Genomic DNA, 26,523 nt, shown 5'->3' with positions numbered 1-26,523 from the left:
GAATATAAAGTGAAACAGCTTGACGGGAGTGTGCTCTATCTTTTACAATTTACTTATGTTCTTATCTATTAAGGAGTGAGTGATTTGTACAAAGCTGATGAAAATCGTTACGATGGGCGTATGCCAATTAGGCGCGCTGGAAATAGTGGATTACAGCTACCAGCTATTTCATTTGGTATGTGGCATAACTTTGGCGATGATGCCAATTTTAAAGCTAGTGAAGAAGTTATGCTTAAAGCTTTTGATAGCGGAATTTTCAGTTTTGATTTAGCCTATAATTACGGCCCTGAATCCGGTGCTGCAGAGCGGATGTTTGGCGAAGTCTACAAGAAAGATTTAAAGCCGTATCGTGATGAATTAGTCATTACAACAAAAGCTGGGTTTCATATGTGGCCTGGTCCTTACGGTGAAATGAGTTCCCGTAAGACGTTAATTACTGCGCTTGATAATAGCCTAGAACGAATGGGACTGGATTATGTTGATATCTACTATAGTCATCGTCCAGACCCTAACACAAGCAGCGAGGAGACAGCTGCTGCGTTGGATCAAGTTGTTAGAGATGGTAAGGCGCTATACGTTGGAATTTCAAATTATAGTCGTGAGCAAACTCAAGAGATGGTTAAATGGTTCAAGGAATTCCATACACCGTTTGTTGTAAACCAAGTTTCTTACAACATGTTAAATCGAAATGTTGAAGAGGACGGTTTATTGGATGAACTTGACGCCGATAACGTTGGTTTAGTTTCATATGGTCCGTTAGCTGAAGGCTTATTAACCGATAAATACTTGAATGGCATTTCAGACGATTTCAAGATTCATTGGAGTAGTACACAGGTTCTTGCAGACGGTAATGCTAAAATTGTAGGCAAACTAAATGAGTTAAACGAACTTGCCAAAAACCGGAACCAAACGCTTGCTCAAATGAGTATTGCATGGTTGCTAAAGCGTAAAACGGTTGCAAGTATCGTAACGGGTGCTTCAAAACCAAAACATCTTTTAAGTAATTTAGAGGCAATGAAAAATCTCGAATTTACGAATGATGAATTAGTTGAGATTGAAAGAATTTTAAAAGCATAGTTGAAAAGGTCGAGACGAAAAACGTTCCGACCTTTTTATAAAATGAATTAAGTTTGTTTTGTAAATAAACAACTAAGGGGTACTTGAAATGACTCGAAAAGTATCAATAAAAGATCTTGCAGAGGCGTCTGGGGTTTCAGTGACGACCGTTTCCCAAATTTTGAATGGTAAAGGGGATCGTTTTAGCGATGAAACAAAGCGACGCGTGACGGCCCTGCAGAAAAGTTTGGGATATGTGCCTGACTTTAATGCCAGAAACCTAATAATGAAGTCAGCAAGAACGGTTGGCGTGCTCGTACCGGACATTGCGAACCCATTTTTCAGTATTTTCATAAAAGGTATTCAAGAAGTAGCCCGTAAAAATGATTTTGTGCCCATCATATTTGATGCAAATGAGAGTCAACAACTTCAAAGCTACCTTGAGGAGCTTATTCAAAGAGCAGCGGACGGATTCATAATTGCTAGTGCAACGATTGATCGAGACGCGGTGGACACGATTCTGAAGCGGAATGAAATTCCGTATTTGCTATTTGATCAAAACGCTGTCAGCGAAGGGGACCGGGTCTGGATAGATGATGAAGAGGGCGGAAGGCTAGCCGCTGAGTACTTAATAGAAAACAATCATAAAAAAATTGTGATTGTTGCGCCTGAAAACCCCACTGAAAACATCATCCGACGTATTTCTGGATTTAAAGAGGTATTTGCAAAGACTGGAAACCCAATAAAAGATGATGACATCGTAAATTCGGAAGTTACGAAAAACGGTGGGTATCATGCGGTTTCACAGATTATTGAAAAAGATCCCACAGCTGTATTTACAATTAGTGATGAAATCGCAATTGGTATTTATCGGGGTCTGAAAGAGAATGGCTATCAGATACCGAATGATATTTCGGTAATGGGGTATGATGATATCGATATAGCGGAATACGTGACCCCTGAGTTATCGACAATCCACCAACCCGCATTTGAAATGGGGCAGGTTGCCACGGAGCTATTGATTAATCGATTGAAAAATAGAAAGCTTCAACCACAGAATAAGAAGCTGTCATTAAAGTTAATTAAACGGCGTAGCGTTAAAAGGTTAAAAGACTAAAATGAAGGACGGGCATACACTGCCGGTCCTTTTTATATTCAATGCTGAATATCCATTTATTCATGAATTATTTGAATATTATGTGAATAATCTATGAATAAATGGTCAAAATATGCTATTTAACGCTAATATTAGAAAATAATAATATTTAATCAAAAACTAATTTTCTAATTATATACATTAACGTGTGTATAATAATCGAAATATTAATGAATATGCTGGATTGTGAAAGATTTTATAAGTGACTATTCATAGCAAAATTAAAATGAGATATGCATCACATTTAGAATGCAATCAATTTATAGAAAGCGGTTACATTTCAGGATAAGATAGGTCTTGTAAATAAGAACTAGGAGGAATGCTCAATGACAAGTCCAATCCATGTAAATTCAGAAATTGGTAAATTAAAGACGGTAATGCTAAAACGCCCCGATGTGGAAGTTGAAAACTTTACCCCAGATATGATGGAACGTTTATTATTCGATGATATTCCATACTTACCAATCGCTCAAAAGGAACATGATAATTTTGCAGATACTCTTCGTCAAAATGGAACCGAAGTCCTTTATCTAGAACAACTATCTGCAGAAGCAATTGATGCAGGTGGTGACGAACTCAAAAATAGTTTCTTAGAACAAATGCTGACTGAGAGCGGCTATGCTATGGGTGCTACTCACGATGCACTAAAAGAATATTTACTAAGCTTAAGCACTCAGGACATGGTTAATAAAATCATGGGTGGTGTCAGAAAAGATGAATTAGATTTTGTCCCTTCAGACTTAGTAAGTGCAGCTGAAGAAAATGACTATCCATTCTTAATGGATCCAATGCCTAACTTATACTTTACTCGTGACCCAGCAGCTTCAATTGGTGATGGTTTAAGTATAAACCACATGACATTTGCTGCCCGTCAACGTGAATCACTATTTATGGAAACAATCATCAAGTATCACCCACGTTTTGCTAACAAAGGCTTAAACGTATGGCGTGACCGTAACCATGATACTCGAATTGAAGGCGGAGACGAATTAGTTTTAAGTGACCATGTCTTAGCAATCGGAGTATCACAACGGACATCTGCAAATGCTATCGAAGATATTGCTAGAAACCTATTTAGGGATAGCAAATTCGATAAAGTTATTGCAATCAAGATTCCACATAACCACGCAATGATGCATTTGGATACTGTGTTCACAATGATTAATACGGATCAATTTACAGTTCACCCAGGTATCTTAGGCGAGGGTGGCCACATTGATACTTGGACTATTACACCAGGTAAAGGTGATGGCGAGTTGAAACTTGATCACAGAACTGATTTGAAGCAAGTCTTAAAGGACGCTCTTGGATTAGATGACTTAGACCTAATTCCAACTGGAAATGGAGATCCAATCATTTCTGGACGTGAACAATGGAACGATGGTTCAAATACGTTGGCTATTGCACCTGGCGTTGTTGTAACATATAACCGTAACTACGTTTCTAATGAATTGCTTAGAAAACATGGATTAAAAGTTATCGATGTTCTCTCAAGTGAATTATCAAGAGGTCGAGGCGGTCCACGTTGCATGAGCATGCCATTGGTTCGTGAAGATTTATAATAAATTAAACTAATTAGAATGGGGTTAACTGCTATGACGGATTTTAAACAAAATGTATTTCAAGGACGTAGTGTTCTTGCTGAGAAAGACTTTACTGCTGAGGAGCTGGAATATTTAATTGATTTCGGCCTGCATTTGAAGGATTTAAAGAAGAACAACATTCCTCATAAATATTTGGAAGGTAAGAATATTGCCTTACTATTTGAAAAATCATCAACTAGAACTCGTGCTGCATTTGTTACAGCATCACATGATTTGGGTGCACACCCAGACTTCCTTGGACCAAGTGATATTCACTTGGGTAAGAAGGAAACAACCTCAGATACAGGTAAAGTTCTAGGCAGTATGTTTGATGGAATCGAATTCCGTGGATTCAAACAAAGCGATGCCGAAATCTTAGCTCGTGACAGTGGTGTTCCAGTTTGGAACGGTTTAACTGACGAATGGCATCCAACTCAAATGTTAGCTGACTTCATGACGGTTAAGGAAAACTTCGGCCACTTAAAGGGCTTAACACTTACTTTCATGGGTGATGGTCGTAATAACGTTGCTAATTCATTATTAGTAACCGGTGCAATCTTGGGTGTTAACATTCACATCGTTTCACCAAAGCACTTGTTCCCACATGATGACATTCAAAAATATGCTAACGACTTTGCTAAAAAGTCAGGTGCAAAATTATTGATTACCGATGACATTGCTGAAGGTATGAAGGGTTCAAATATTGTTTATACCGACGTTTGGGTATCAATGGGAGAAGATAACTGGTCAGAAAGAATTAAGGAATTAAAGCCATATCAAGTTAATATGGCAGCCATGAAAGCAACTGGCACTCCTGATGATCAACTAATCTTCATGCACTGTCTTCCAGCCTTCCACAACGCTGATACTAAAGTTGGGGAAGATACTAAAGAGAAGTATGGTCTTTCAGAAATGGAAGTTACGGATGAAGTGTTCAACAGTAAGTATGCTCGTCAGTTTGAAGAAGCTGAAAATAGAATGCACTCCATCAAAGCAATGATGGCTGCAACTCTAGGGAACCTATTTATCCCACGAGTTTAATCAGATTTTATTTCGAGCATGTAGTCGTGTACTATATGCTCGTTTTTATTAAAATAAAGGTGGTATTCATATGTCAGGAAGAAAAGTAGTCGTTGCCTTAGGTGGTAACGCCATTCTATCAACGGATGCATCAGCAGCAGCACAACAACAAGCACTTCGAGATACAGCAAAGTATTTGGTTAAGTTCATTCAACAAGGGGACAAGCTAATTGTTTCTCATGGAAATGGCCCTCAAGTCGGAAACTTATTACTTCAACAAGCAGCAGGTAGTACTCAGACCAACCCCGCAATGCCATTGGATACAGCGGTATCAATGACTCAGGGAAGTATCGGATATTGGATGCAAAATGCGCTTGATGAAGTCCTAGCGGAAGAAAATATGGATGTTGATGTTGCAACCCTAGTGACACAAGTTGAGGTTGACGCAAATGATGACGCCTTTACGAATCCAACAAAGCCAATCGGTCCTTTCTATTCCAAAGAAGAATCTGAGCAAAAGAAAGCCGAAAATCCAGACCAAGTTTTCGTTGAAGACGCAGGTAGAGGTTATCGTCGAGTTGTTCCATCTCCAAGACCAATTGGTGTGAAAGAATATAAGGTTGTTGACGCATTAGTTGATGCTGGTGTAGTACCAATCTCCGTTGGTGGTGGTGGTGTTCCAGTAGTCAAAGAAGCTAATCGATTAGTTGGGCGAGAAGCCGTTATTGATAAAGATTTTGCTTCTGAGAAACTTGCAGAACTAGTTCATGCCGATTTACTCATTATTTTGACAGCGGTTGATAATATCTACGTCAACTTCAACAAGCCAGATCAAAAGAAATTGGAAAACGTGACGGTTGATGAACTAGCTCAGTATATTAAGGAAGACCAATTTGCAAAGGGCAGCATGTTGCCAAAAGTACAAGCAGCCATGGACTTTGTGAAGAATAGTAATGGTGGAAAAGCCGTTGTCACTTCGCTTGAAAATGTTGGACAGTTCCTAGAAAACGGATCAGGCACAATCATCACTCGTTAATTAGACCTTATGCAGCTATTTGAGTTATACTTTTCTTGGAGCTTTAGAGAGGAGTTAACTCATGATAAGCAAGGCTGAATACCCACGCTACAAAGAATGGTTGAAAAAAACGATGGAGTTTGAAGATTTTTCTGAAGAGCAGTTCGACTATTTGACTGAACAAATGCAGGCTAAAAATTTTTCTAAAGGACAGATTTTATTTGATCAGGGTGATTCGAGAGAGCGCTTTTACTACGTTGTTTCCGGACTTGTCCGTACAGAACGGTTAGATGAAACAGGAGATTTCGGCTTCCTTAGTTATATTAAGGAGAAAAAGGGGTTTCCATATCGTGGTTTGTTTAGCGACGACGAGTACGCGTACTCTGCCGAGGCGTTGACAAATATTGAAATCGTTTCCTTTCCAATGGACAAATTTGAACAAGCTTTGAAGCAGAATCAGGTCGCGACCATTCGGGTTATTCAAGTAATGGGGCAGATTATTAACAACAACGAGGATCAATTGCAGCGAATGCTTGTTTCAAGTGCAACTAAACGGGTCGAACAGGCCTTAGAAATTTTTAGTGAAAAACTTGGACAAAAGCAGGGGGATGGGGAAGTTTATGTTCCTTATCCAATCACGCTAATTGAACTTGCACGGGTTAGTGGAACGACACGAGAAACCGCGAGTCGGACCGTTCGCAAATTGGTATCAGATGGTGTCATTAGTTATCAGCATAAGAATTTTACATTTTCCAGGGAGAGTTTTGTTTAATTACACTAAACAAAAGGAAGTGTGTTAATCATGGAAGAATCAGGTAAAGGAAAACTAAGTTTACTTGAGTTAGTTGCGTTAGTTGTCGGCTCAATTATTGGTGGTGGAGTCTTTAACTTAATGCATGATATGGCAGCCGGTGCAGGTGCCGGAGCAATTATTATTGGATGGGTTATTACTGGTATCGGAATGTTAATGCTCGCAAAAACATTTCAAAACTTAACAATGAAACGACCGGATCTTGATGCTGGTGTTTATAGCTATGCTGAAGCTGGATTTGGTAAGTATATGGGATTCAACTCGGCTTGGGGATACTGGCTATCCGCATGGTTAGGTAACGTTGGATATGCAACGTTGCTGATGAGTGCGGTTGCTTACTTCTTCCCAGTTTTCAAGGATGGTCAAAATATTTGGTCCATTCTAGCTGCCTCAGTTATCCTGTGGGGATGTCATTTCATGATTCTACGTGGAATTGAGTCCGCATCATTCGTTAATACGATTATTACGATTGCTAAATTAATTCCTATTTTCATTTTCTTAGTAACAATGGTAATTGCGTTTAGATTAGGTGTTTTCACCCATGGATTCTGGTATACACCTAGTGGGAGTTTCCAATTTGGTAACGTCATGGGCCAAGTAAGAAATACCATGCTTGTTACCGTCTGGGTCTTCATTGGTATTGAAGGTGCAGTTGTATTTTCAGGTCGAGCACGTCGTCGTAAAGATGTTGGTCGTGCGACTGTTCTTGGAATTATTACCGTTATCTTGATTTACGCTTTAATTACCTTGCTCTCATTTGGTGTTATGAGACGAGCTGGTTTAGCAAACTTAAGTCAACCCGCAATGGCTGCACTTCTACAAAGTGTTGTCGGTAAGTGGGGCGCAATGTTGGTTAATGCTGGCCTGATCATTTCAGTTGTTGGTGCTTGGCTTTCATGGACAATGTTTGCTGGTCAATTACCTTATGAAGCTGCCAAAGAGGGATCATTCCCTAAGATTTTTGCGAAGGAAAACAAAAATGGTGCGCCAATCAATTCATTACTATTTACTAACGTTTGTGTTGAAATCTTTATGTTTTCATATTTGATTACCGCACAGGCGTACAATTTCTTCTATTCAATTGCTAGTGCTGCAATTTTGATTCCATATGCATTTTCTGCATTTTACCAATTAAAATTCTCACTACAAGAGGATAAAAGCGTTGCGGGTAGAACTGGAAATATTGTTGTTGGATGGATTTCAAGCATTTACGCTGTTTGGCTACTCTACGCATCAAACCTTGGCTTTATCCTATTGATGACGTTATTATTCGCTGCTGGTATACCAGTATTCTGGTTACTCCAAAAGCGTGATAATCATGCTGATAAAGTATTTGGCAAGGTCGAAATGACAGTAGCCTGGATTGTTGGAATCTTAGCAATTTTAACCATCTTTGAACTATTCCATTTGGGATTAAATGGCGTTACTAGCCTAACCTGGAGTCAATTTAACTTGTTATTCTAGCATTAATTAATAAGGTGTCGGTCTGTGAGGAATTCTTATGAAGAAAGCGATTAGACAAGCGAAGATTGAGCAATTAATCAATAAATTTGAAATTTCTACTCAAGATGAACTAATGGAGAAGCTCAACTCAATTCAAATTGTAGCCACGCAGGCAACAATATCTAGGGATATTCGTGAAATGCAAATTGTGAAGCAACAAGGTGCTACAGGTAAAGTGAGATACGTTATTTATAAAAGCGGTAATGAAACGGAAAAACAACATCTGTTTCGAGCCATTCACGATACCGTTATCAAAGTGGAACAAGTTCAGTTTTTAAATATCGTCCACACGTTACCAAGTTACGCTAATTTACTTGCTGCAATTATTGATGATCTCAGTATTGAGGACATTTCTGGAACTTTGGCTGGGCACGATACAATTGTGTTAGTAAGCAAGGATGCAATCACTGCGAAATCAATTAATAAATTGATTGTTGATAACGCAGATTCAAATTTATTAGATATGTAAAAAGTCAGGCAAATTTGCCTGACTTTTTTATATGCTGATTGACCAAATAGCCGTTCAATGATATTTTAAAAAAGAATGGAGTGGTGATATGGGACTTACTGTAAATCTAAAAAATGATGTATCAACTCGAAAAAGGGGTACAAGAAATTTAATGACGGATGTACCGGGAGTTAAGGTTGCAAATGTGACAATCGACGAGAATGATGTACATACCGGAGTAACAGCTATTTTACCGCAATCAGGGAATCTATTTTTGGAGAAGGTTCCAGCAGCTTCAAATGTGATTAATGGTTTTGGTAAGAGTGTAGGCCTGATTCAAATTAATGAATTAGGGACGATTGAGACACCGATTTTATTGACGAATACGTTTGGAGTAGGAACTGCCTTAAATGCACTGACAAAATATATGATGAAACAGAATTCGGATATTGGGGACACAACCAGCACTGTTAATCCCATAGTAATGGAATGTAATGATGGGGATGTCTCTAATATTAGGAAAATGGCGGTCACTGAAGATAATGTCCTACAGGCAATCAAGCGTGCTGGGGCACAATTTGAAGAAGGCGCAGTTGGATCAGGTCGCGGAATGATGTGCTATGACCTAAAAGGCGGTATCGGTTCCTCCTCACGAGTTATTGAGGTGGATGATGCGACGTACACCGTTGGTACGTTAGTGATGTCCAATTTTGGCTTTCTGGGAGACTTAGTGATTGATGGTGAACCAATTGGTGAGGAAATAGCTAAATTCTTTAAGGCAAGTCAAAAGAAGGAGGAACATGGGTCAATTATCACGGTCATTGCAACGGATGCACCGCTGAACTCGCGGCAGCTCAAACGCCTCGCTAATCGGGCAACAGTTGGTATTACACGCACTGGTTCCTTTATTGGTCATGGTAGTGGCGAAATTGTGATTGCCTTTTCCACTGCCAATCGGGTCAACCACTATCCAAAACAGCAGATTACGACTGTTCAAAGTTTTAACGATGAGAAAATTGATGCGTTCTTTCGGGCGGTTGCGGCAAGTGTTGATGAGTCTGTTCGTAGCTCACTTGTTCATGCTGAATCCGTTGTTGATCGCAAGGGAAAGCTACGACTTAGTCTACCCGATGCGTTGAAAAAAATGACGGGTGATTCCCAAGTTAATCAAGCCATGGTAACTAAAGTCAAACTGGCCTTAGGAGTTGAATAACTTGAAAGAAATTCTATTAGATGTTCCAAACATTGATCAAATGGCATATGGTGCGGAAAATGGCTGTGAGGCTGCAAGCCTACTCGAAGTACTTCACTATAAGAACTGCCTGACTAATATTGATTATTTAACGTTTCTAAAAGAAATGCCAATTGCTACAGATGGAAATCCCTACCATGGATTCGGGGGTTCTCCATTTGAGACGCAACCAAATAAATTTGAAGCTATTTTTCCGGTTCCGTTAGGTCGCTGGGCACGTCAATACGGCCGCGTTGAAAATTTATCTGGTGCGGCTGTTGGTTGGCTTTATCGTGAACTTGAAAAGGGAAATCCAGTTATCACATTTGTTACAGTTCATTTTGAACAACCAGAGTGGAAATCCTATTCATTTGGTATAGCACCAACAAACAATCATGCCGTTGTATTAGATGGCGTTCGAAATGATGCCGTTCATTTAAGTGATCCAATTGATGGTCAATATTGGCTGGAAAAATCTAAATTTGAAACAATTTATGAAACCAGAAGAATGGCCATTGTGGTCAAATAAAGAGATGCCCGAGGGCGTCTCTTTATTTATATATTTTCTGATGAAATTTTTGGTCCACGGTTATCAACACTCGTAGAAAAGACGATTTGGGTACTCGTTTTACCAAATTTTGAAACCTCATTCACAAAGCTATCTAAGGCGCCGGTGTTGCTAAAGGCTACTTGAAGAAGTTGCGAATAGTCTCCTGTCACACAATCACATTGAAGAACGTGGGCTGAATGACTAACAAATTGATAAAAATCAGGCTCTAGATTTGGATCAAGCTGCAATCTGATGAAGGCTTTAACGTGATAATCAAGTTTTGGCAAGTCGACAATTGCTTGATATTTTTTTATAATTCCGTTCTTTTCCAGTCGATTGATTCTAATTGCAATGGCAGGAGAAGTGATGAAACATTTTGCCTCGAGCTCTTTTAAAGAGCATCTCGCATTTTTTTGTAATTCATTCATAATTATTACATCTGTTTTGTCCATTATTACTGCACTCCTAATTTGGTTTATTAAAATAATATCACATGATTACGTCATATAGGGGGCGTTTGATTAATTAAATAAAGTAAATCTAACATTTTACTAATGATAATTTAGTCAAAGCTATGTTTATTTAAATATTAAATGTAAATGAGTGAATGAATATATTTTCATTAAATTGTGTGGTAAATTAGGGTTATTGGTTCAGAAGTGTTTAGTGGCAAAATTTAAGGAGTGAAGGGTATGCATTTAGCAAAGAAGGTAACAATGGGGATTAGTTTGACAGCTTTGTCGTTAATTCTCGTAGCGTGTGGAAAGTCATCAAGTAACTCGAGTGAACAAGAGTTTTCAACTTCGACAAGCGATCAATTGACGAGTGTTGATTTATCAAAATCAACTGCAGTTGCCACGTTTAATACGTTGAATAACGTGGATGAGGGGCTAGTTCGACTAGGTAAAGATAGTAAAGTTGAACCAGGTATTGCTAAATCAAACTCTGTTTCTGCAGATGGACTAACGTATACATTTAATCTTCGTAGAAATGCAAAGTGGAGTAATGGGGATCCAGTGACAGCCCAAGATTTCGTCTATTCGTGGCGTAGAACCGTTAATCCTAAGACCGCTTCACAATATACGTACCTCTTCTCAGGGATTAAAAATGCTGATAGCATCGTTAACAAGAAAAAGGCCGTCAAAACTTTAGGAATTAAAGCAGACGGCAAATACAAATTGACGGTAACTTTGGAAAAGAAAATTCCATACTTCAAGTTATTGATGGGATTCCCAGTATTCTTCCCTCAGAACGAAAAAGTTGTTAATAAATATGGGAGTGGCTATGGCAATAAGAGTACAAGCCAAGTCTACAATGGCCCCTATACTTTAACTAAGTGGAATGGTTCTAGTATGAGCTATACACTAAAGAAAAATAAAAACTATTGGGATAAAGCAAACGTTAAGATGAACAAGATTAAAGTGAGCGTTATCAAGGAAAATTCAACTGGTTTGAATCTTTATAACCAAAAGAAACTTGATATGGACCAATTATCAACAACTCAAGCTAAGCAAATGAAGAGTGATGCGAATGTTGTTAATCGTCAACAGTCGTCTTCCTACTACATTGCGTTCAATCAAAAGAACAAAATGTTCAAGAATAAGAAGTTACGTCAAGCAATGTCAATGATTATCAACCGAAATCAACTTGTAAACAAAGTTGTTGGTGGTGGGGCGGTTAATTCACTTAGTTTCGTCTCAAAGGGATTAGCAAAATCGCCAACAGATGGCAAGGACTTTACGGATGATACAACTGTTCCAAGTTCAATGAAGTATAATCCAACTGAAGCTAAGAAGCTTTGGAAGGAAGGGTTAAAGGAATCTGGCCAAACAAGCCTAAGCTTTACCCTCTTGAATTCCGATGGTTATGATATGCAACAACTAAGTCAATATGTTCAAAGTGACTTACAAAAGTTACCTGGACTAAAAGTTGAATTAAGCAATATTCCAGGTAGAACATTACTTTCACGTCAGGCAGATCATGATTTTGAAGCGTCAATTTGTAACTGGTTCGCTGATTTCTCAGATCCTATCACCTTCTTGAATATTCTAACTTCAGGGAATGGTAGTAATAATTCTCAATGGTCAAATTCAGAATATGACAAGTTAATCAAGGCTTCAAATGGAAAAGATTCTGGCAATGCGGATGCTCGTTGGAATGACATGGTTAAAGCTCAGAATATTTTACTAAAGGATCAAGGAATCACACCACTTTATCAATCTGGTGAAGCATGGTTGGTTCGTCCTTATGTTAAGGGCATCATCTACAATACTGCTGGTGCAAACTACGATTACAAGTATGCTTATATCAAGAAATAGAGGGCAGTCAATTGAATCCAATAATTGAGAAAGTAATTTCTAGGGATGTTGCTGTTCCACTCAAAGAGCCATTTAAAACAGCATTGCGCACAGTGACAACTGCGGAAACGGTGCTTGTTGAGATTCATTTAAATGACGGCACGGTGGGATATGGTGAGGCGGCACCAACACCCGTTATAACTGGAGACAGTAAGGCAAGTATTCATTATATTGTGGATGACTTGATTGGACCAAAGTTGATCGGGTTAAGTTTGACGAATAGTGAAGAAATTAAACGCTTAATTGAGATGTCCGCTGTTCATAATTCGAGCCCGAAAGCAGCTTTGAATATTGCAATTAACGATTTGTTGGCCAAGCAGTACCAGGTTCCGCTATATCAGCTGCTGGGAGGATATCGGCATGAAATAATTTCGGATTATACCGTGAGTGTGGGCACAACATCGGAAATGATCGACCATGCCAAGAGCTTAGTTGCAAAAGGGTTTCATTGCTTAAAAGCCAAAGTAGGTAGCGATACCGAACAGCATGATTTAGAAAAAGTTCGTGAGCTTAGAAAAGCAATTGGACCAGATATTAAAATCCGGCTTGATGCGAATCAAGGCTGGCATTCAAAACAGGCGGTTTCTGTTATTCGCTCAATGGAAGCAGAACACTTGGATATTGAGTTAATTGAACAGCCAGTGCCTGCAACTGACTTTGAGGGAATGGCCTATGTGACGCAGAACGTTTTGACCCCAATTTTGGCAGATGAAAGCATCTTTTCAGTAACGGATGCAGCTCGCTTAATTAATATGGGTGGGTGTGATTTAATCAACCTAAAGCTCATGAAAGCGGGCGGAATTGATAATGCGCTGAAAATTAATGCACTTGCTGAAGCAGCGGGAATTGAGTGTATGGTTGGCAGCATGATTGAGTCCTCAGTTTCAGTGACCGCGGCTGCTCATCTTGCGGCTGCTAAAGAAAATATTAAGTATGTTGATTTAGATGCATCAATGATGTTTTCGAAAAATCCAATTGCCGGTGGTATTGAAGTATCAGGCGAAAATATTACATTACCTGATAAGATTGGCTTGGGTTTGGGTTAGGCATATTAATGAGAGGACACCAAACGTGAAAAACGCTTGGTGTCCTTTTGATGGTCTTACCTTTTGAAAAGCGGTTGAATGTTGTATATTGATAGAAAAGGAAGCGGGGAAATTCTCATGGAAATTAAACGAGTGATTGTACCGGTTGCAACTATTTGGACAAGCAAAGATGCCCCACGTAAAGAAGATCAACTGGCATTGACTGGAGATGTCAAAAAATGGGTAAGTGAAATGTCATTAGAAAGTTCAATTGACCTTGCTGACGGCAATCGGCTGGCAACCCAAGCACTGTTTAATGATCAGGTGCTAGTAGACTATACTGAGGGTGGCTGGGCAAAAGTTTCCGTTTTAGGGCAACCTGATGATAAAAGCTTAGATGGCTATAGTGGCTGGGTTCCGACTAAATTATTGGGTCCTGAAGCGCTAACATCTGTTAATAAGACAACGGCAGAAGTAAAAGTAGCTGTGAAAAGTACCACTCTATTCGACGCTCAGAAACAACCTTTAATGGATATTAGTATGGGAACAACTTTTAAACAGATTGCTGAGGAAGATAATTTGCTTAAAGTTCAAACCCCGTTTGGAAGTGGATTTATTCAAGCGGATTCAATTAAATTGCCCGTCGTTGGCGGAAATGTGGGCGAAACTATTGTTAAAATGGCTGAGCAATATATGGGCCTACGATATCTGTGGGCAGGAATAAGCTCGTATGGATTTGATTGTTCCGGTTTGACCTATAATTTACACCGAGTTTTAGGAATTCAAATTCCTAGGGACGCAGATGATCAAAGCCAAAATGGCATGCCCGTTTCTCCCGAAGAACTTTTACCCGGCGACCTGTTGTTTTTTGCCTATGACCACGGAACAGGCTATGTCCACCATGTTGGAATTTATATGGGAAATGGCCAAATGATTCAGTCACGAACGATTGGAAAGAACATTGATATTGGAACGCTTACTGAAATGCGTTATGCTCCTGAACTTGAAGGCGCTAGGAGATACTGGCGATGAACATGACTGAACTTGTTGATGAACTACATGACGAATTGGATGGCTTTGCAAATTGTGCTGTCATTGTCAAAATTGACGACAGAATTGTATTTGAAAAGAATTTAAATGTTAGTTTTCCGGCGGCCTCATTGATTAAATTGCCAATTTTGGCGTGTGCCATGGAAAATCTGAATTTTGAAGACCTAATTTCACTTAAGAAGTCAAATATTGTCGGAGGTGCCGGCGTTTTACAGATTTTACAGTCGGGTGAGTTTACAGTTTCTCAGATACTTGGGTTAATGATTTCTGTGTCGGATAATACGGCGGCTAATTTGATTATCAACGAACTTGGTATGAAAAAAGTTAATTCATGGCTACAAGGGAATGGTTTTCCTGAAACTCATTTAAATAGGTACCTAATGGATGTATCGGCATTGGAAAAAGGGATTGATAACAGGACAACTGCAAGTGAAGCCTTAAGACTATTAGAATTAATCTCAAAAAAGGCGGATAAGCAGACGAAAGACTGGTTCTTGAATCAGCAAGCACGCTATAAATTACCTGGCGCCTTTGATGAATTAGGGTGGCCAATTCAGGTATTCAATAAAACTGGTGAAGGAAATGGCGTTGATCATGATGTTGCACGATTTATCACGACTAATCACATTACTGATGTTGCGGTGCTGAGCACAAGTCAGAGTGATAGAACTAAGACGCTACAAATGATGCAGCAAGTGGGATTATCCATTGCTAATTATGAATTGGATATGTGAAATGATTACGGAATGCTAAAGGGCTTTCAGATTCATTAAAATTAGTTTGAAATACACATTAAAACTAATTGGATAGGGTACAATTACTTTATCAAAGTGAAATGAGGAATAGTTTATGAAACTGCGAAAGATATTAGTTAACCTATTTGTCGGGTTAGTCTTTGTTGGTACATTGGGGATAACAAGTCAGCTAGCTTCTGCTGATACGACGGACTCGTCAAGTTCATCAGCAGTACAAACAAAAGCACTTTCAAAGCCGTACGTTGTCTATGGGGCCGGTCTAGCAAGTGAAGATAAGGATGATATTGCAACTGCCCTAGGAGTGAAGTCAAATTATGAATCATTGACTGCGACGGGAAATGATTATGCTACTTATCTAAATTCTGCTGGTACAACCGATGCAAGCATGATTAGCTCGGTTTCGTTAGCACCTGCCGATCCTGGAAGTGGCGTTAAAGTTAATATTGAAAAATTTAATGGCCAAAATAATATTTCACAGGTTACTTCTCAACAGTATGCCATGGTTGCAACTATGGCAGGAGTAAAGGACGTTATTATCACGGTGACGGCCGATAAGTCAGTCTCTGGTGAATCAGCCTTAACGGGTGTCTACAAGGCCTTAGCTGCAGATGGCTTATCGTTGAATGCTGAAAACACACAGGCTGCCAATGATGTGCTTGATGCGACACAACCAGCCATTAATTCAAATAGTGACGATACTAGTTATCCAGGGAAATTAATGTCTGCTGTGGGTGATGTTTCCGCGAAACTTGCAAAACAACGCCAATCGGATAATAATTTAGCAACGAAAGCAGATATTAAGCAAATGTTAGAAGAAGCATTAGCAGATCATGATATTACGAGTAAGACGCCTAGTTCTTCAATTAATAATATCGTCATAGCGCTAAGCAATGTTCAAAAAGCACCCGTTTCAACAACTAAAACGTATATTAACAACGTCACGAATGTTGCCAATGATTTAAAATCCTCTATTGGAGATAAAATGGCATCGTTGAAAGACTTCGCAAATAGTGCGGATGCAAAAAAAGCTCAGAATTTTTTACAGAGTTTGTGGCAAAAAATCACTGATTTCTTTAATAGTTTATTTAATTAACAGAAGGGTTATCAACTTTGCGTTGGTAACCCTTTTTGCATACCCCAAGTTAAATACTTGGTACATACCTTTATTATTTCTTAACCTTTATTGAAACAAATTGAACAAGATGTGTTAATATGTGGTTATGTGGAAGCAGTTACATTGTCAGCTTTCGTATTAAAGACCATCTTCTCTGAGGGAGTGAAATTTAATGGGACATAGTCATAACACGGTAAAGGTATTGGCTGGTGTTGCGAGTGCCGCTGGATTTCTTTTGGTAACAAGCCAGTCGGCAAGCGCAAAAACGGTTACAGTAAAATCAAACGATACGGTTTGGAGCATTGCTAAAAAGTACAACGTTTCTGTCAAAAGTATTGAGTCAGCTAACTCAATCAAAAAGAATGCAAGTCAAAATGATGTCATTTTTGTTGGTCAGAAATTGACGATTAAACAGCAAACTAGCAAAACTGTCAAAGCGACCACTCAAGTTAAAACATCGACAAAGACAACAACGGTTACTGAAACAAGTAATAAGGTTTCGTCTGCTACGAATACATATAAAGTTAAATCAGGCGATACACTTTCAAAGATTGCTTCAAAATACGACACAACCGTTGCAAAGCTGCAAAAGCTTAATAAAATTTCTGGTAGTACCATTTATGCTGGTCAAAAGCTAACCGTCAGCGGAACAGTTGCTAAGCAAGATAATCATGTGGATACCGATGATTCAACGAGTTCTTCAACGAATACGGCTACGGCAAGCTCAAGCAAGGATACAACAGTTACGACTACGAATGATGCGTCAACAACCTCAGTAGCTGCATTAGCAGTTAAATTGGCTGGAGAGAACATCCCATATGTTTGGGGTGGCGCTTCATTAAAGGGAATGGACTGTTCTGGATTAGTTATGTATGTTTATAAGAATGCTGCTGGCGTTTCTTTGCCACATAATACAGTTCAACAAGAATCACATGTTACAACGCACAGCGTAGCCAAAGCGGTTCCTGGCGATATTTTATTCTGGGGCAGTAAGGGCTCAACTTATCATGATGCAATTTACATTGGTAACGGACAATATGTTGCTGCACCGACCCCAGGGCAAAACGTGGAAATCGAAACAATTAGTAAGTACTTTATGCCTAGTTTTGCTGGGACAGTTAATTAAAAGGAAAAATACTGAAGTGAACCCCCGGTATTGGACCAAATCCAATACCGGGGGTTTTACTATGACAAAATACACTAAACTATTTAAATTTAAGGTTGTTCAAGACTATTTGACCACTTCGCTCGGACTTAAGTTAATCGCTCGTAAATACCAGATCAAAAGTTATACAACCGTTAATAAATGGATCAGACAATATCAACATTTCGGTACTGAAGGACTTGAAGTTAGAAGACCAGGAAAAGTTTATGATGGCTCCTTTAAGGTAAATGTTTTAAAATGGATGAAAACGAACCAGGCGTCCTTAACTGAAACTGCCCTTAACTTCGATATTTCTGCGCCGTCCACAATCTGGCAATGGCAACGTTCTTTCGAAAGAAATGGTGTTGATGCCTTGTATCGTGGTAAGGGGCAACCAAAGCTAATGCCAACGAATAAATAAAACAAGAAAGTTAAGAAGCAAAGTGAACTAGAACATTTACGCGAAGAGAACGAATTACTAAAGATTGAGAACGAATATCTAAAAAAATTGAAGGCCTTGGTTCGATCACAACAAGACGACGAGCACAAATCATCCAAGAATTAAGGTCGAGCTATAAGCTTGTCAAGATCCTCAAAGTAGTTGGAATGGCCAAAAGTACATACAGCTACGCTGTAAGTCACGTTGCCGTTGATAGCGACAAAGACGCGGGACTTAAACAAACAATTACTGATTTCAAGACTAAGGCTCCTGCGGCGGGTTATCGTCAGGTTACTGGGCAATTACGCGAAATGGGTATAGTCGTTAACCACAAGAAAGTATTACGCTTGATGCGAGAATTAAACCTACTGTCGACTGCCTTTAGTAAACAATCTCGAAAGTATAATTCTTATAAAGGAACGGTTGGCACTATTGCGAAAAACAGACTTAACCGCCGGTTCATGTCAGATCGTCCTTATCAAAAATTAACGACAGACATTACTGAAATTCGTTGGGGCAAGAAAACGATTGAAGAGCGTGCTTATTTTACGTGTATCTATGATTTGTTTTCTGGCGAAGTACTTAGCTATAATATTTCTTTAAATCCAACTGTGACATTCACGACAAAGGTTTTAGAGTCAGCAATCAATCGCATTCCCAAACAATTAGGTTATCGCACAACAATCCATTCAGACCAAGGATTCCAATATCAGAATATTCGTTGGGTTCAGATTTTGAAACGACGTCGAATTATTCAAAGTATGTCTCGAAAAGCAACCTGTTTAGATAACGCCGCAATGGAAAGCTTCTTTCACATAATGAAAGCAGAAGTGTACTATCAAAAAGAGCTCAATACGCTTGAAGAGTTAACTTCAGCAATATCGAGCTGGATTCAATATTATAATTTTTCTAGAATTAAAACAAAACTGGGTGGTAAGAGTCCGGTTAAATACCGAACTCTTACCACCCAGAAAGTTGCTTAAAGTTTCGTCCAATATTTGGGGTTCACTTCAATACCTCATTTTTGAGGTTTTTTTTTGCAAAAAATATTTCTGAAAAGTGTTAACAAAATACGAATGAAGTGTTATATTTCTCTTGTTAAGCAATTCGCTTATTATCTATATACTAATTTTGAAAAAAAGGAGTGTGTATGAGGTGAGTAATAAATTCGAAATTTTGGCTGAATATAAGGCCGCTAATCGGGAATTAAATGAACTCGAAAACCGAGAACACGGATATGTCACTAGCACTACCCAGACAATTAAAAATAACGTCAATGAGAGAGCCCATAATCTCAGTCGGAAGTGTGATCAATTAGAAATGATTTTAGAGGCGATTGCTGCCTCTGAGGATTAATAATAAAGGCTCTCTGTCAAATCCTGTTGATAGATAGTTTTACAGAACTAGAAGCTAAGCGGCTTCTAGTTCTGTTTTTGTATTTGGTTTTGTTCTCATTTGTTGAAGTTTGATCCGCGAGATTAAATGATGGAAATTTCTAAATCCAAACGCAGTCCGCTGAATCTGCTTAATCATCCGATTAATACCTTCAATTGGGCCGTTAGAATACTTAGATTCACTGGCATTCAAGACAATTTTCAGATTACTTTTAAACGTTTTTAGTGTTTCCTTCATTTGAAAACTTAGGTTTTCATTTTTGTAGAGATAGTGGACAATGCCATCTTTGTCATGATTTTTAAGACAGGACATGATACCTTGCAGCGCATCGTATGTGCTCGAAATAGTGTCATCAGTGTCAAGCCCCATTTGTACTCGCCCTTGTTGAGTTAACTGCTGTCGTAAATGACGATCATAGAAAGTTTGGCTGACTTCTAGTTCATCAATGTGCTTCAAATATAGTTTCCATGAGAACTTAAGCAGTCGATATTCGATAGATTTCTTGTCATATTTTTTCATTGTCTGAACTCTAGTCTGGTTGAATGCCCGCGTCATCATGGCGATAATGTGGAATCGATCAACGACAATTTCTGCGTTTGGAAACATTTCCTTAACGATATCTTTATAGTAACTATTGAGATCCAGAGTTACGGTTTGAACCCGTTTTCGGGTATTGATATGGAATTTATTAAAGTACTCAATAATGCTTTTTTTATAGCGATCCGGCAAGATTTGTTGAATTTCATGGTTGCTGGCACCGTTAATACAGATAAAGTGTAATTGACCACCAACACCGCGAACTTCATCCATCGCTAAATGCTCTGGTAAGTAATCATAATTCCGGCGGAATAAATCATCGTAATTATCTAAATAGCGACAAATTGTACTTGGTGATACACAATTATCTAAGGCGATGCTGGCCTGAGTCCGGTCGTCCTGCAAATGCATGAATATTTTCTGTCGTGTGGCTTGCGAAATGTTGCAATATTTATCAACTAGACTAGTGGATGCCATTATTGAAGCACCACAGTCTTTACAAACTAATCGTTCCTTATGCAGCTCAAGGTACACTGGCTCACTGGCATTGGCTGACGGGTACGAAGTACGCGCAATGTAGTGACCATTATGGTTTAGATGATTGAAACCACATTGGGGACATCTCACACAGTTAACTTTAACGTTGGCGATGTAAATCTTAGATTGTTTGTTTTTAATAGATTGGCTTTTATAAGCAAAAAAGTTAACGTTCTCGTCAGTTATGCTTAGGACGAACTTTATGGTATTATCAATAGGGTTCATGGGTTCTTATCTCCTTTAATGATGCTGTAGTGGGTGGATTTTATTGGATGGGGACCTGTGGGCTTTTAATTTACAAAAAAATCCTGTTAATAGATTACCACTCTGGCAATCCATCAACAGGAAAAAGTATAGAACCATAATAAATAAGAGTCAAAATCTGAGGTACTTTCAGGTTTTGGCTCTTTATTTAAGGTAATTTGAACTATTTTTAATAATTGTATTCAGTTGATTTTGGCCCTGAAGCTGTCGTTGCCAGTCTATTGGAAAGTTAGTTTGAGGATTCATACTGAGCAGTCCCCCAAGAATAGATGCAATTGTATCGGTATCATCTCCAAGGTTGACGGCTTTCAATAAACATTTAGAAGAATTAGGCTCCGTCAGCAAACACCAACAGACTGATTCTAAAGTATCAACAACGTAGCCACTACTCTTTATTGAAGATTGGGACATGTCAGATAGCTGGGCAAGGTTAAAGAGTCTTGAAAAATAGTGCAACTCAGCTTGGTAAACAGGTTTCCTATCGTAATAGCGTCGCGCTTGATTGATTCCGTTGGTCAGGTTTTCTAAAATGGGTCGCTTAGGGTGGTTAATAACCTGTAACATAATATTTGTAAGTATGCCTGAAGCAACTATTGAACGGGAATGACCATGCGTCAGGCGAGTGAAGTTCCGTATAATTTCAAATGTACTGGATTCAGAATGAGGTGACACTGCAAGATAAAGTGCAATCGGGGTTAGTCGCATTAACGCACCATTGCCGTTATTAGTTTCATCAGTTGAACCTGATGAAAGAGGGGGCGTTCCCTTTTGAAAAGCAGAAATGGCATCTTGCGTTCCTTTGCCGATATCAAAGGCATACCCAGTTGGTGTATAAGCGCCATTTTCAATCCAACGCACAAAGTTTTCCATCATTTTAGGATAATTGAGTCCATCATTTAGGGAATCCAAAGCAGCAAGGGTCATACTTGTATCATCTGACCACGTTCCTGCAGGCAAATTAAACGCACCAAAACCAGTCATGTTAGTAACTGGATGAGTCATAAATGAGTTTCGCGGTTTAAATTGATGGGGCATTCCAAGAGCATCGCCGATTGCAACACCATATATAACATTTTTGATGTAGGCCTCATTCAATAAAAACACTCCTTAAATAGTTGGGTCAATCCACACGGGGTAAGATTGAACACCCAAATAAACATCCCAGTATCTGCCACCCATTTCTTCACCATCTATTTGCCCGAATTCAATTGAAGAAATTGATAATTGAATCTTTTTTCCATGGTAATGATGGACGGCTTTAAAATTGAGGTGTTTTCCAATAAAGATCATAATTAATAGGAAGAGTAGAACGAAGATATTTTGGCGTTCGATGATTATTAGGTCCAAGGCCTCATCCTTTACGGAAGCAGGGGGCAGTATTTTAACACCGCCACCAAAGAAGGGATGATTTGAGGTAGTTACTAAAAAGGCTTTGGGGTATATATCCCGTTTATCATCAATATGAACGGTTAATGGAAATGCTTCTTGATTGTAAAGGACACCAATTAAGGAAGCGAGATAGCTAATTGATCCCAAGTGGAATCGATTGAGTAATCCTTTTTTCTTGGAGTGGTTGGCTCTTGAAACCACAGCAGCATCGAATCCGATTCCAAGATTATTTGTAAAAATACCACGTTCATGTTTGAGCGTGTCATTATAAGTCCCAATATTAATGATATTTTCATGCGTACAGTTTAATATTTGGGTAAGTGCATGACGCCAATCTAGGCTCATTTTCATACCTCTAGCAAAATCATTACCAGAGCCAATGGGCACGTAGCCTATTGGGATCTGAGGAGATACATGGGCATTAATTAAACCCGTTAACGATTCGTGAAAGGTTCCATCGCCACCAATCGCTAGTAAAACTGGGTTAGGGATTTTATTGTAATCAATGTGTTTGGCCCATTGCTCAGCAAGTTGAACCGCATGTTTGTGATAAGTTGAAAAGGTAAAGTCATAATTGATGTTTCTTTGATCTAATTCCTGTTTGATTTCCGGCCATAAGCGCCGAGTTTTTCCGCCGCCAGCAGTTTCATTAATGATTATGTAAAAGTAGGTTGCCAACTTAATCCTCTTTTCTAAAACTAAACTAAGTTAAATTATAACCAATTTTTAAATGATGGTACACCTAATAATGAAATCAAACAAAATATTTATTTTATTCAGAAAGAAAACACCTAAATCAGATTTTGATTTAGGTGTTATTTTTATTTCATAATTAGCATTGGTAGAATCATAGGGTGACGTTCTGTTTTTTCAAACAGGAAGTTCTGCAAATCATCGATAATTGCGTTTCTAATGGAAGCTTCATTAGCTTTATTAGACCGCATCGCTCTTCGAATAGTTCTAAAGACAAGACGTCGACCTTCATTTAACAATTCTCCAGATTCACGCATATAAACAAATCCACGTGATAAGAGATCAGGCCCAGCTTGAATTTCTTTATCCTTCAGGTTGATTGTTGCAACAACGACGACAAGGCCTTCTTCGGAAAGTAACTGACGGTCACGAAGTACAACGTTTCCGATATCGCCAATTCCGTTACCATCGATGTAAACATCGCCGGCATTAAAGTGTCCTGCCATTCTAGCAGAATCCTTTGTGAGCGCCAAGACATCACCGTTCTCCATGATAAAGCTATGATCAAGGGGAACACCACATTCTTCTGCAAGCTCAGTATGAATTTTAAGCATTCGATACTCACCATGAATTGGCATGAAGAACTTAGGCTGCATCAAGCGTAGCATTAGTTTCTGTTCCTCTTGTCCACCATGACCGGAAGTATGAATGTTGTTTACCTTGCCATGAATGACACGAGCGCCAGCTTCCTCTAGTTCATTAATCACGTGGTTAACGCTAATCGTGTTACCAGGGATGGGATTACTTGAGAAAACAACCGTGTCGTCGGGTTGAATTGAGATTTGACGGTGGGTACCATTTGCAATTCTAGAGAGGGCGGCCATAGGCTCACCCTGAGATCCCGTACATAAAATCATGACTTTATTAGCGGGCATTGATTTTATGTCGTTGGCATCAACAATTGCTTCGTCCGGCAAATTAAGATAGCCTAACTCACGACCATTAACGATTGCAGCTTCCATACTACGACCAAACACTGCAACCTTTCGACCGTGTGCAAGGGCAACTTCACAAGCTGTTTCGATTCGCGAAATATTTGATGCAAAGGTAGCAAATATAATTCTACCTTCTACTTGATCAAATATTTTACGAATTGATTTTCCGACCCATTTTTCGGATTTAGTCCAAATAGGGCGCTCGGCATTGGTGCTATCAGCCATTAAGCAAAGAACACCTTCTTCACCTAAGCGCGCCATCTTTTGAAGATTCGGTGGCTGGTGCGTTACTGGCGTAAGATCGAATTTAAAATCTCCAGTATGCACAATAACGCCAACCGGTGTATGGACGGCAATTCCAAGCGTATCTGGAATTGAGTGGGTGGTTCTGAAAAATGAAACGCTCATTTTTCTGAACTTTAGAACCGTATCTTCATCAATTGTGTGTAATTCAGTTGTTTTTAATAACCCGTGTTCGTCGAGCTTGTTCTTAATTAATGCAAGTGCTAAGGGTCCAGCATAAACTGGCACGTGCAGGTCTTTCAGTAGGTAAGGAATACCACCTATGTGATCTTCATGACCATGAGTAATAACTAGTGCTTTAATCTTTTGTTGATTAGCAACTAGATATTGATAGTCAGGAATAACATAATCAATTCCCAAAAGCTCATCTTCAGGGAATTTAATACCAGCGTCTACAAGAATTATTTCATCTTGAAACTGGATACCATAAGTATTCTTACCAATTTCTCCGAGGCCACCAACACCGTAGATGGCAGCTTCGTTATTCTTGATATTTAACTTTGTCATTAAGAATTAAACTCCGTTAATTTGTAGCCTGATTCGTTTTGTTCGTATTCTAGAAACTTACCCTCTAAAGGTTCTATGAATTCGACATTATGATCCGTATTTTCTTCAATTAGTGTTCGAGCATCAACTTCGGTATCTGCCTCGAGAAATAGAGACTTGGTTGTTTCTCGCTTGGGGTTTCGAATATTATCCTCTTGATAGTAAACTTTAAAAATCATTCATTGATGACTCCTTTATATTGATTTTAACCATTAAAGTTAATGGCCAATTTAATTCATTGAAACATTATTCCGAACATCGGGTTGTTTTACACAACAATTAACGTCAATTTTAGCATAAGTTACATGGTAAGTATAGAATTACCTGTTTTGCAATAGTAATGATAGAATAAACTTAAAGAGGAAAAAAACCGTTCTTATGAAAGGAGATTAAAAATGAAGATGACTTTGGAAATTGTTATCGCACTGTTGATTGCACTTTTTATTCTCTGGTTCATAAGAAGATTCTTACTCAGACGAATGACTAATCGTTTGAGAGATGATGCCAAACGGCAGACCGACCGTGCGATGGCTTGGGCATTAGAACAGGCAGAAGGACAAGGATTGATTTCTAATCGTCAAAGGAAATCTGTCAATTCAAAAGGGGTTGCCGATGTGTGGGGCAGAGGGGTGATGGCCTTTGAATACACGTTGAAGCCGATAAGTCCAGATCAAAAGTTGGCCAGTCATATCAAAGAAGCTCTCAATTCTTCATTACAAATTTATTCGAAGGAAAATAAGGTTCATGCAATGGAAGGAACCGATGCGTTTTCAGTTACTGACATGTGGTTATACAAAAATGAACTTCACGTTGATGTTGCCTATCTAATGAATGAATCAACCGTGGAGTATTTAAGAGATTTAAAAAAATTAGATGAAGAAAAAGAGCTGCCATAAGTTGGCAGCTCTTTCTTTATTCAAGCATAACTGTATCTTCGGGTGCTTTAAAGGGGTTCTCTTTGTTGATGTGGTCATAAAAAAGGATTCCATGTAAATGATCTATTTCATGTTGGCAAACAATTGCTGGATAATCACGCAAACGTACTTTCTTCATTTCACCATCCTGATTTTGATACCTCAAGGTAATTCGATCATAGCGGGGAACGTATCCTGGCACTTCTTTATCAACAGAAAGACAACCTTCGCCCTCGACCAAAGCGCCAGATTGAACTGAATTACTGACGATAACCGGGTTGATAATAACGTCCTTAAATGGTGATTTTGCGCCTTCTTTTTCTGGCGGAACAAGAACGGCAGCCATCATCTTGGAAACGCCAACTTGTGGTGCAGCAAGGCCAACGCCTGCTCGTAGTCCGAACTTTTTGCATTGTTCGGAGTCTTGACTAACTTCTAAATATTCCATCATTTCGGACGCAAGTTTCTTATCTTCTTCATTTAATGGAAAAGTAACCTGTTGTGCTTCTGACCGAAGGACAACATCTCCATCGCGAACAATATCTTTCATTAATATCAAATTTATTACCTCCACGCATACTAAACCAGTCAATTTTATCATAGTTTTCTCTGTTTTCGAAGCACTTTTTGAAAAAATAATCAAAGATAATTTCATTGTATTTTGTAAAAGCTGGTTTATCACCATTTTCATGA

General features: G+C 38.9%; 25 protein-coding genes and 1 pseudogene. 19 read left to right on the top strand and 7 right to left on the bottom strand.

The annotated features are described in order from the left end of the window. Positions 1–84 precede the first annotated feature (84 nt). From FGL90_RS00930 to FGL90_RS00885, 10 genes are all read left to right on the top strand, one after another. Positions 85–1,077, top strand: coding sequence for an aldo/keto reductase (locus tag FGL90_RS00930; RefSeq protein ID WP_010620094.1), 993 nt, complete (start codon positions 85–87; stop codon positions 1,075–1,077). An 88-nt stretch (positions 1,078–1,165) separates the two neighbouring features. Next, complete coding sequence (gene rbsR / locus FGL90_RS00925; RefSeq protein ID WP_147656514.1) at positions 1,166–2,173, top strand: ribose utilization transcriptional repressor RbsR; 1,008 nt, start codon at positions 1,166–1,168, stop codon at positions 2,171–2,173. Between the two features lie 365 nt (positions 2,174–2,538). Continuing rightward, a complete protein-coding gene (gene arcA, locus FGL90_RS00920; protein ID WP_010620092.1) occupies positions 2,539–3,774 on the top strand; it encodes an arginine deiminase in 1,236 nt (411 codons plus the stop codon). Between the two features lie 33 nt (positions 3,775–3,807). Next, positions 3,808–4,836, top strand: a complete 1,029-nt coding sequence (gene argF / locus FGL90_RS00915) for an ornithine carbamoyltransferase (RefSeq protein ID WP_010620091.1) — start codon at positions 3,808–3,810, stop codon at positions 4,834–4,836. Positions 4,837–4,906: 70 nt separating this feature from the next. Then, positions 4,907–5,851, top strand: coding sequence for a carbamate kinase (gene arcC / locus FGL90_RS00910; protein ID WP_010620090.1), 945 nt, complete (start codon positions 4,907–4,909; stop codon positions 5,849–5,851). Between the two features lie 61 nt (positions 5,852–5,912). Then, positions 5,913–6,602 carry a Crp/Fnr family transcriptional regulator gene (locus FGL90_RS00905; RefSeq protein WP_010620089.1) on the top strand — a complete coding sequence of 230 codons (690 nt, stop codon included), beginning with the start codon at positions 5,913–5,915 and terminating at the stop codon, positions 6,600–6,602. Between the two features lie 30 nt (positions 6,603–6,632). Next, on the top strand, positions 6,633–8,105 hold the full coding sequence (gene arcD, locus FGL90_RS00900; protein ID WP_010620088.1) for an arginine-ornithine antiporter: 1,473 nt from the start codon (positions 6,633–6,635) through the stop codon (positions 8,103–8,105). Between the two features lie 37 nt (positions 8,106–8,142). Further along, on the top strand, positions 8,143–8,613 hold the full coding sequence (locus FGL90_RS00895; RefSeq protein ID WP_010620087.1) for an arginine repressor: 471 nt from the start codon (positions 8,143–8,145) through the stop codon (positions 8,611–8,613). 88 nt (positions 8,614–8,701) lie between these two features. Then, entirely contained in the window at positions 8,702–9,805 is a 1,104-nt protein-coding gene (locus FGL90_RS00890; protein ID WP_147656512.1) for a DmpA family aminopeptidase, read from the top strand. A 1-nt stretch (position 9,806) separates the two neighbouring features. Then, positions 9,807–10,352 (top strand): C39 family peptidase, encoded by a 546-nt coding sequence (locus FGL90_RS00885; RefSeq protein ID WP_147656510.1) that lies wholly within the window; start codon positions 9,807–9,809, stop codon positions 10,350–10,352. Between the two features lie 26 nt (positions 10,353–10,378). Here the strand turns inward: FGL90_RS00885 and FGL90_RS00880 are convergent, their stop codons facing one another. Beyond that, positions 10,379–10,825 carry an Lrp/AsnC family transcriptional regulator gene (locus FGL90_RS00880; protein ID WP_010620084.1) on the bottom strand — a complete coding sequence of 149 codons (447 nt, stop codon included), beginning with the start codon at positions 10,823–10,825 and terminating at the stop codon, positions 10,379–10,381. 240 nt (positions 10,826–11,065) lie between these two features. Between FGL90_RS00880 and FGL90_RS00875 the strand changes: the two genes are divergently transcribed. The 8 genes and pseudogenes from FGL90_RS00875 to FGL90_RS00840 all read left to right on the top strand — a co-directional run bounded on the left by FGL90_RS00875 (position 11,066) and on the right by FGL90_RS00840 (position 19,613). After that, the gene (locus FGL90_RS00875; RefSeq protein WP_147656508.1) at positions 11,066–12,691 is read left to right on the top strand and encodes a peptide ABC transporter substrate-binding protein; all 1,626 of its coding nucleotides are present in this window, start codon (positions 11,066–11,068) and stop codon (positions 12,689–12,691) included. Between the two features lie 11 nt (positions 12,692–12,702). Beyond that, positions 12,703–13,776: a dipeptide epimerase gene (locus tag FGL90_RS00870; RefSeq protein WP_010620082.1), complete on the top strand. Its 1,074-nt coding sequence runs from the start codon at positions 12,703–12,705 to the stop codon at positions 13,774–13,776. Between the two features lie 117 nt (positions 13,777–13,893). Next, positions 13,894–14,787: a C40 family peptidase gene (locus FGL90_RS00865; protein ID WP_147656506.1), complete on the top strand. Its 894-nt coding sequence runs from the start codon at positions 13,894–13,896 to the stop codon at positions 14,785–14,787. After that, positions 14,784–15,539 (top strand): serine hydrolase, encoded by a 756-nt coding sequence (locus FGL90_RS00860; protein WP_010620080.1) that lies wholly within the window; start codon positions 14,784–14,786, stop codon positions 15,537–15,539. The genes FGL90_RS00865 and FGL90_RS00860 overlap by 4 nt, the downstream gene beginning before the upstream one ends. Before the next feature lie 115 nt (positions 15,540–15,654). Next, complete coding sequence (locus tag FGL90_RS00855; RefSeq protein ID WP_010620079.1) at positions 15,655–16,653, top strand: DUF1002 domain-containing protein; 999 nt, start codon at positions 15,655–15,657, stop codon at positions 16,651–16,653. 193 nt (positions 16,654–16,846) lie between these two features. Continuing rightward, positions 16,847–17,800, top strand: a complete 954-nt coding sequence (locus FGL90_RS00850) for a C40 family peptidase (RefSeq protein ID WP_010620078.1) — start codon at positions 16,847–16,849, stop codon at positions 17,798–17,800. Positions 17,801–17,861: 61 nt separating this feature from the next. Beyond that, positions 17,862–19,240, top strand: a pseudogene (locus tag FGL90_RS00845) (IS3 family transposase). A gap of 172 nt (positions 19,241–19,412) precedes the next feature. Then, on the top strand, positions 19,413–19,613 hold the full coding sequence (locus FGL90_RS00840; protein ID WP_010620077.1) for a hypothetical protein: 201 nt from the start codon (positions 19,413–19,415) through the stop codon (positions 19,611–19,613). Between the two features lie 54 nt (positions 19,614–19,667). Here the strand turns inward: FGL90_RS00840 and FGL90_RS00835 are convergent, their stop codons facing one another. The 5 genes from FGL90_RS00835 to FGL90_RS00815 all read right to left on the bottom strand — a co-directional run bounded on the left by FGL90_RS00835 (position 19,668) and on the right by FGL90_RS00815 (position 25,095). Further along, the gene (locus FGL90_RS00835) at positions 19,668–20,951 is read right to left on the bottom strand and encodes an ISL3 family transposase (protein ID WP_147656504.1); all 1,284 of its coding nucleotides are present in this window, start codon (positions 20,949–20,951) and stop codon (positions 19,668–19,670) included. A gap of 183 nt (positions 20,952–21,134) precedes the next feature. Continuing rightward, positions 21,135–22,085 carry an ADP-ribosylglycohydrolase family protein gene (locus tag FGL90_RS00830; protein ID WP_010620076.1) on the bottom strand — a complete coding sequence of 317 codons (951 nt, stop codon included), beginning with the start codon at positions 22,083–22,085 and terminating at the stop codon, positions 21,135–21,137. 12 nt (positions 22,086–22,097) lie between these two features. Continuing rightward, entirely contained in the window at positions 22,098–23,057 is a 960-nt protein-coding gene (locus tag FGL90_RS00825) for a diacylglycerol/lipid kinase family protein (protein WP_010620075.1), read from the bottom strand. A 143-nt stretch (positions 23,058–23,200) separates the two neighbouring features. Further along, the gene (rnjA, locus tag FGL90_RS00820; RefSeq protein ID WP_010620074.1) at positions 23,201–24,877 is read right to left on the bottom strand and encodes a ribonuclease J1; all 1,677 of its coding nucleotides are present in this window, start codon (positions 24,875–24,877) and stop codon (positions 23,201–23,203) included. Further along, positions 24,877–25,095: a DNA-directed RNA polymerase subunit epsilon gene (locus FGL90_RS00815; RefSeq protein ID WP_010620073.1), complete on the bottom strand. Its 219-nt coding sequence runs from the start codon at positions 25,093–25,095 to the stop codon at positions 24,877–24,879. The genes rnjA and FGL90_RS00815 overlap by 1 nt, the downstream gene beginning before the upstream one ends. Positions 25,096–25,311: 216 nt before the next feature. Here FGL90_RS00815 and FGL90_RS00810 point away from each other — a divergent pair, with 216 nt between their 5' ends. Then, positions 25,312–25,812: a hypothetical protein gene (locus FGL90_RS00810; RefSeq protein WP_147656502.1), complete on the top strand. Its 501-nt coding sequence runs from the start codon at positions 25,312–25,314 to the stop codon at positions 25,810–25,812. Between the two features lie 16 nt (positions 25,813–25,828). Here FGL90_RS00810 and def read toward each other — a convergent pair whose 3' ends face one another. After that, a complete protein-coding gene (def, locus tag FGL90_RS00805) occupies positions 25,829–26,389 on the bottom strand; it encodes a peptide deformylase (RefSeq protein ID WP_147656500.1) in 561 nt (186 codons plus the stop codon). Positions 26,390–26,523: the final 134 nt, after the last annotated feature.

Source organism: Secundilactobacillus malefermentans, from assembly GCF_008033155.1.
Taxonomy (GTDB): Bacteria; Bacillota; Bacilli; order Lactobacillales; family Lactobacillaceae; genus Secundilactobacillus; species Secundilactobacillus malefermentans.
This window is presented reverse-complemented; position numbering and strand designations above follow the sequence as displayed.

Coding starts and splice junctions, on each gene's coding strand:
- FGL90_RS00905 (WP_010620089.1), top strand. CDS start 5,913: ATGATAAGCAAGGCTGAATACCCACGCTACAAAGAATGGTTGAAAAAA.
- FGL90_RS00860 (WP_010620080.1), top strand. CDS start 14,784: ATGAACATGACTGAACTTGTTGATGAACTACATGACGAATTGGATGGC.
- arcA (WP_010620092.1), top strand. CDS start 2,539: ATGACAAGTCCAATCCATGTAAATTCAGAAATTGGTAAATTAAAGACG.
- FGL90_RS00835 (WP_147656504.1), bottom strand. CDS start 20,951: ATGAACCCTATTGATAATACCATAAAGTTCGTCCTAAGCATAACTGAC.
- FGL90_RS00875 (WP_147656508.1), top strand. CDS start 11,066: ATGCATTTAGCAAAGAAGGTAACAATGGGGATTAGTTTGACAGCTTTG.
- FGL90_RS00865 (WP_147656506.1), top strand. CDS start 13,894: ATGGAAATTAAACGAGTGATTGTACCGGTTGCAACTATTTGGACAAGC.
- FGL90_RS00855 (WP_010620079.1), top strand. CDS start 15,655: ATGAAACTGCGAAAGATATTAGTTAACCTATTTGTCGGGTTAGTCTTT.
- FGL90_RS00890 (WP_147656512.1), top strand. CDS start 8,702: ATGGGACTTACTGTAAATCTAAAAAATGATGTATCAACTCGAAAAAGG.
- arcD (WP_010620088.1), top strand. CDS start 6,633: ATGGAAGAATCAGGTAAAGGAAAACTAAGTTTACTTGAGTTAGTTGCG.
- FGL90_RS00810 (WP_147656502.1), top strand. CDS start 25,312: ATGAAGATGACTTTGGAAATTGTTATCGCACTGTTGATTGCACTTTTT.
- arcC (WP_010620090.1), top strand. CDS start 4,907: ATGTCAGGAAGAAAAGTAGTCGTTGCCTTAGGTGGTAACGCCATTCTA.
- rbsR (WP_147656514.1), top strand. CDS start 1,166: ATGACTCGAAAAGTATCAATAAAAGATCTTGCAGAGGCGTCTGGGGTT.
- rnjA (WP_010620074.1), bottom strand. CDS start 24,877: ATGACAAAGTTAAATATCAAGAATAACGAAGCTGCCATCTACGGTGTT.
- FGL90_RS00895 (WP_010620087.1), top strand. CDS start 8,143: ATGAAGAAAGCGATTAGACAAGCGAAGATTGAGCAATTAATCAATAAA.
- argF (WP_010620091.1), top strand. CDS start 3,808: ATGACGGATTTTAAACAAAATGTATTTCAAGGACGTAGTGTTCTTGCT.
- FGL90_RS00850 (WP_010620078.1), top strand. CDS start 16,847: ATGGGACATAGTCATAACACGGTAAAGGTATTGGCTGGTGTTGCGAGT.
- FGL90_RS00880 (WP_010620084.1), bottom strand. CDS start 10,825: ATGGACAAAACAGATGTAATAATTATGAATGAATTACAAAAAAATGCG.
- FGL90_RS00815 (WP_010620073.1), bottom strand. CDS start 25,095: ATGATTTTTAAAGTTTACTATCAAGAGGATAATATTCGAAACCCCAAG.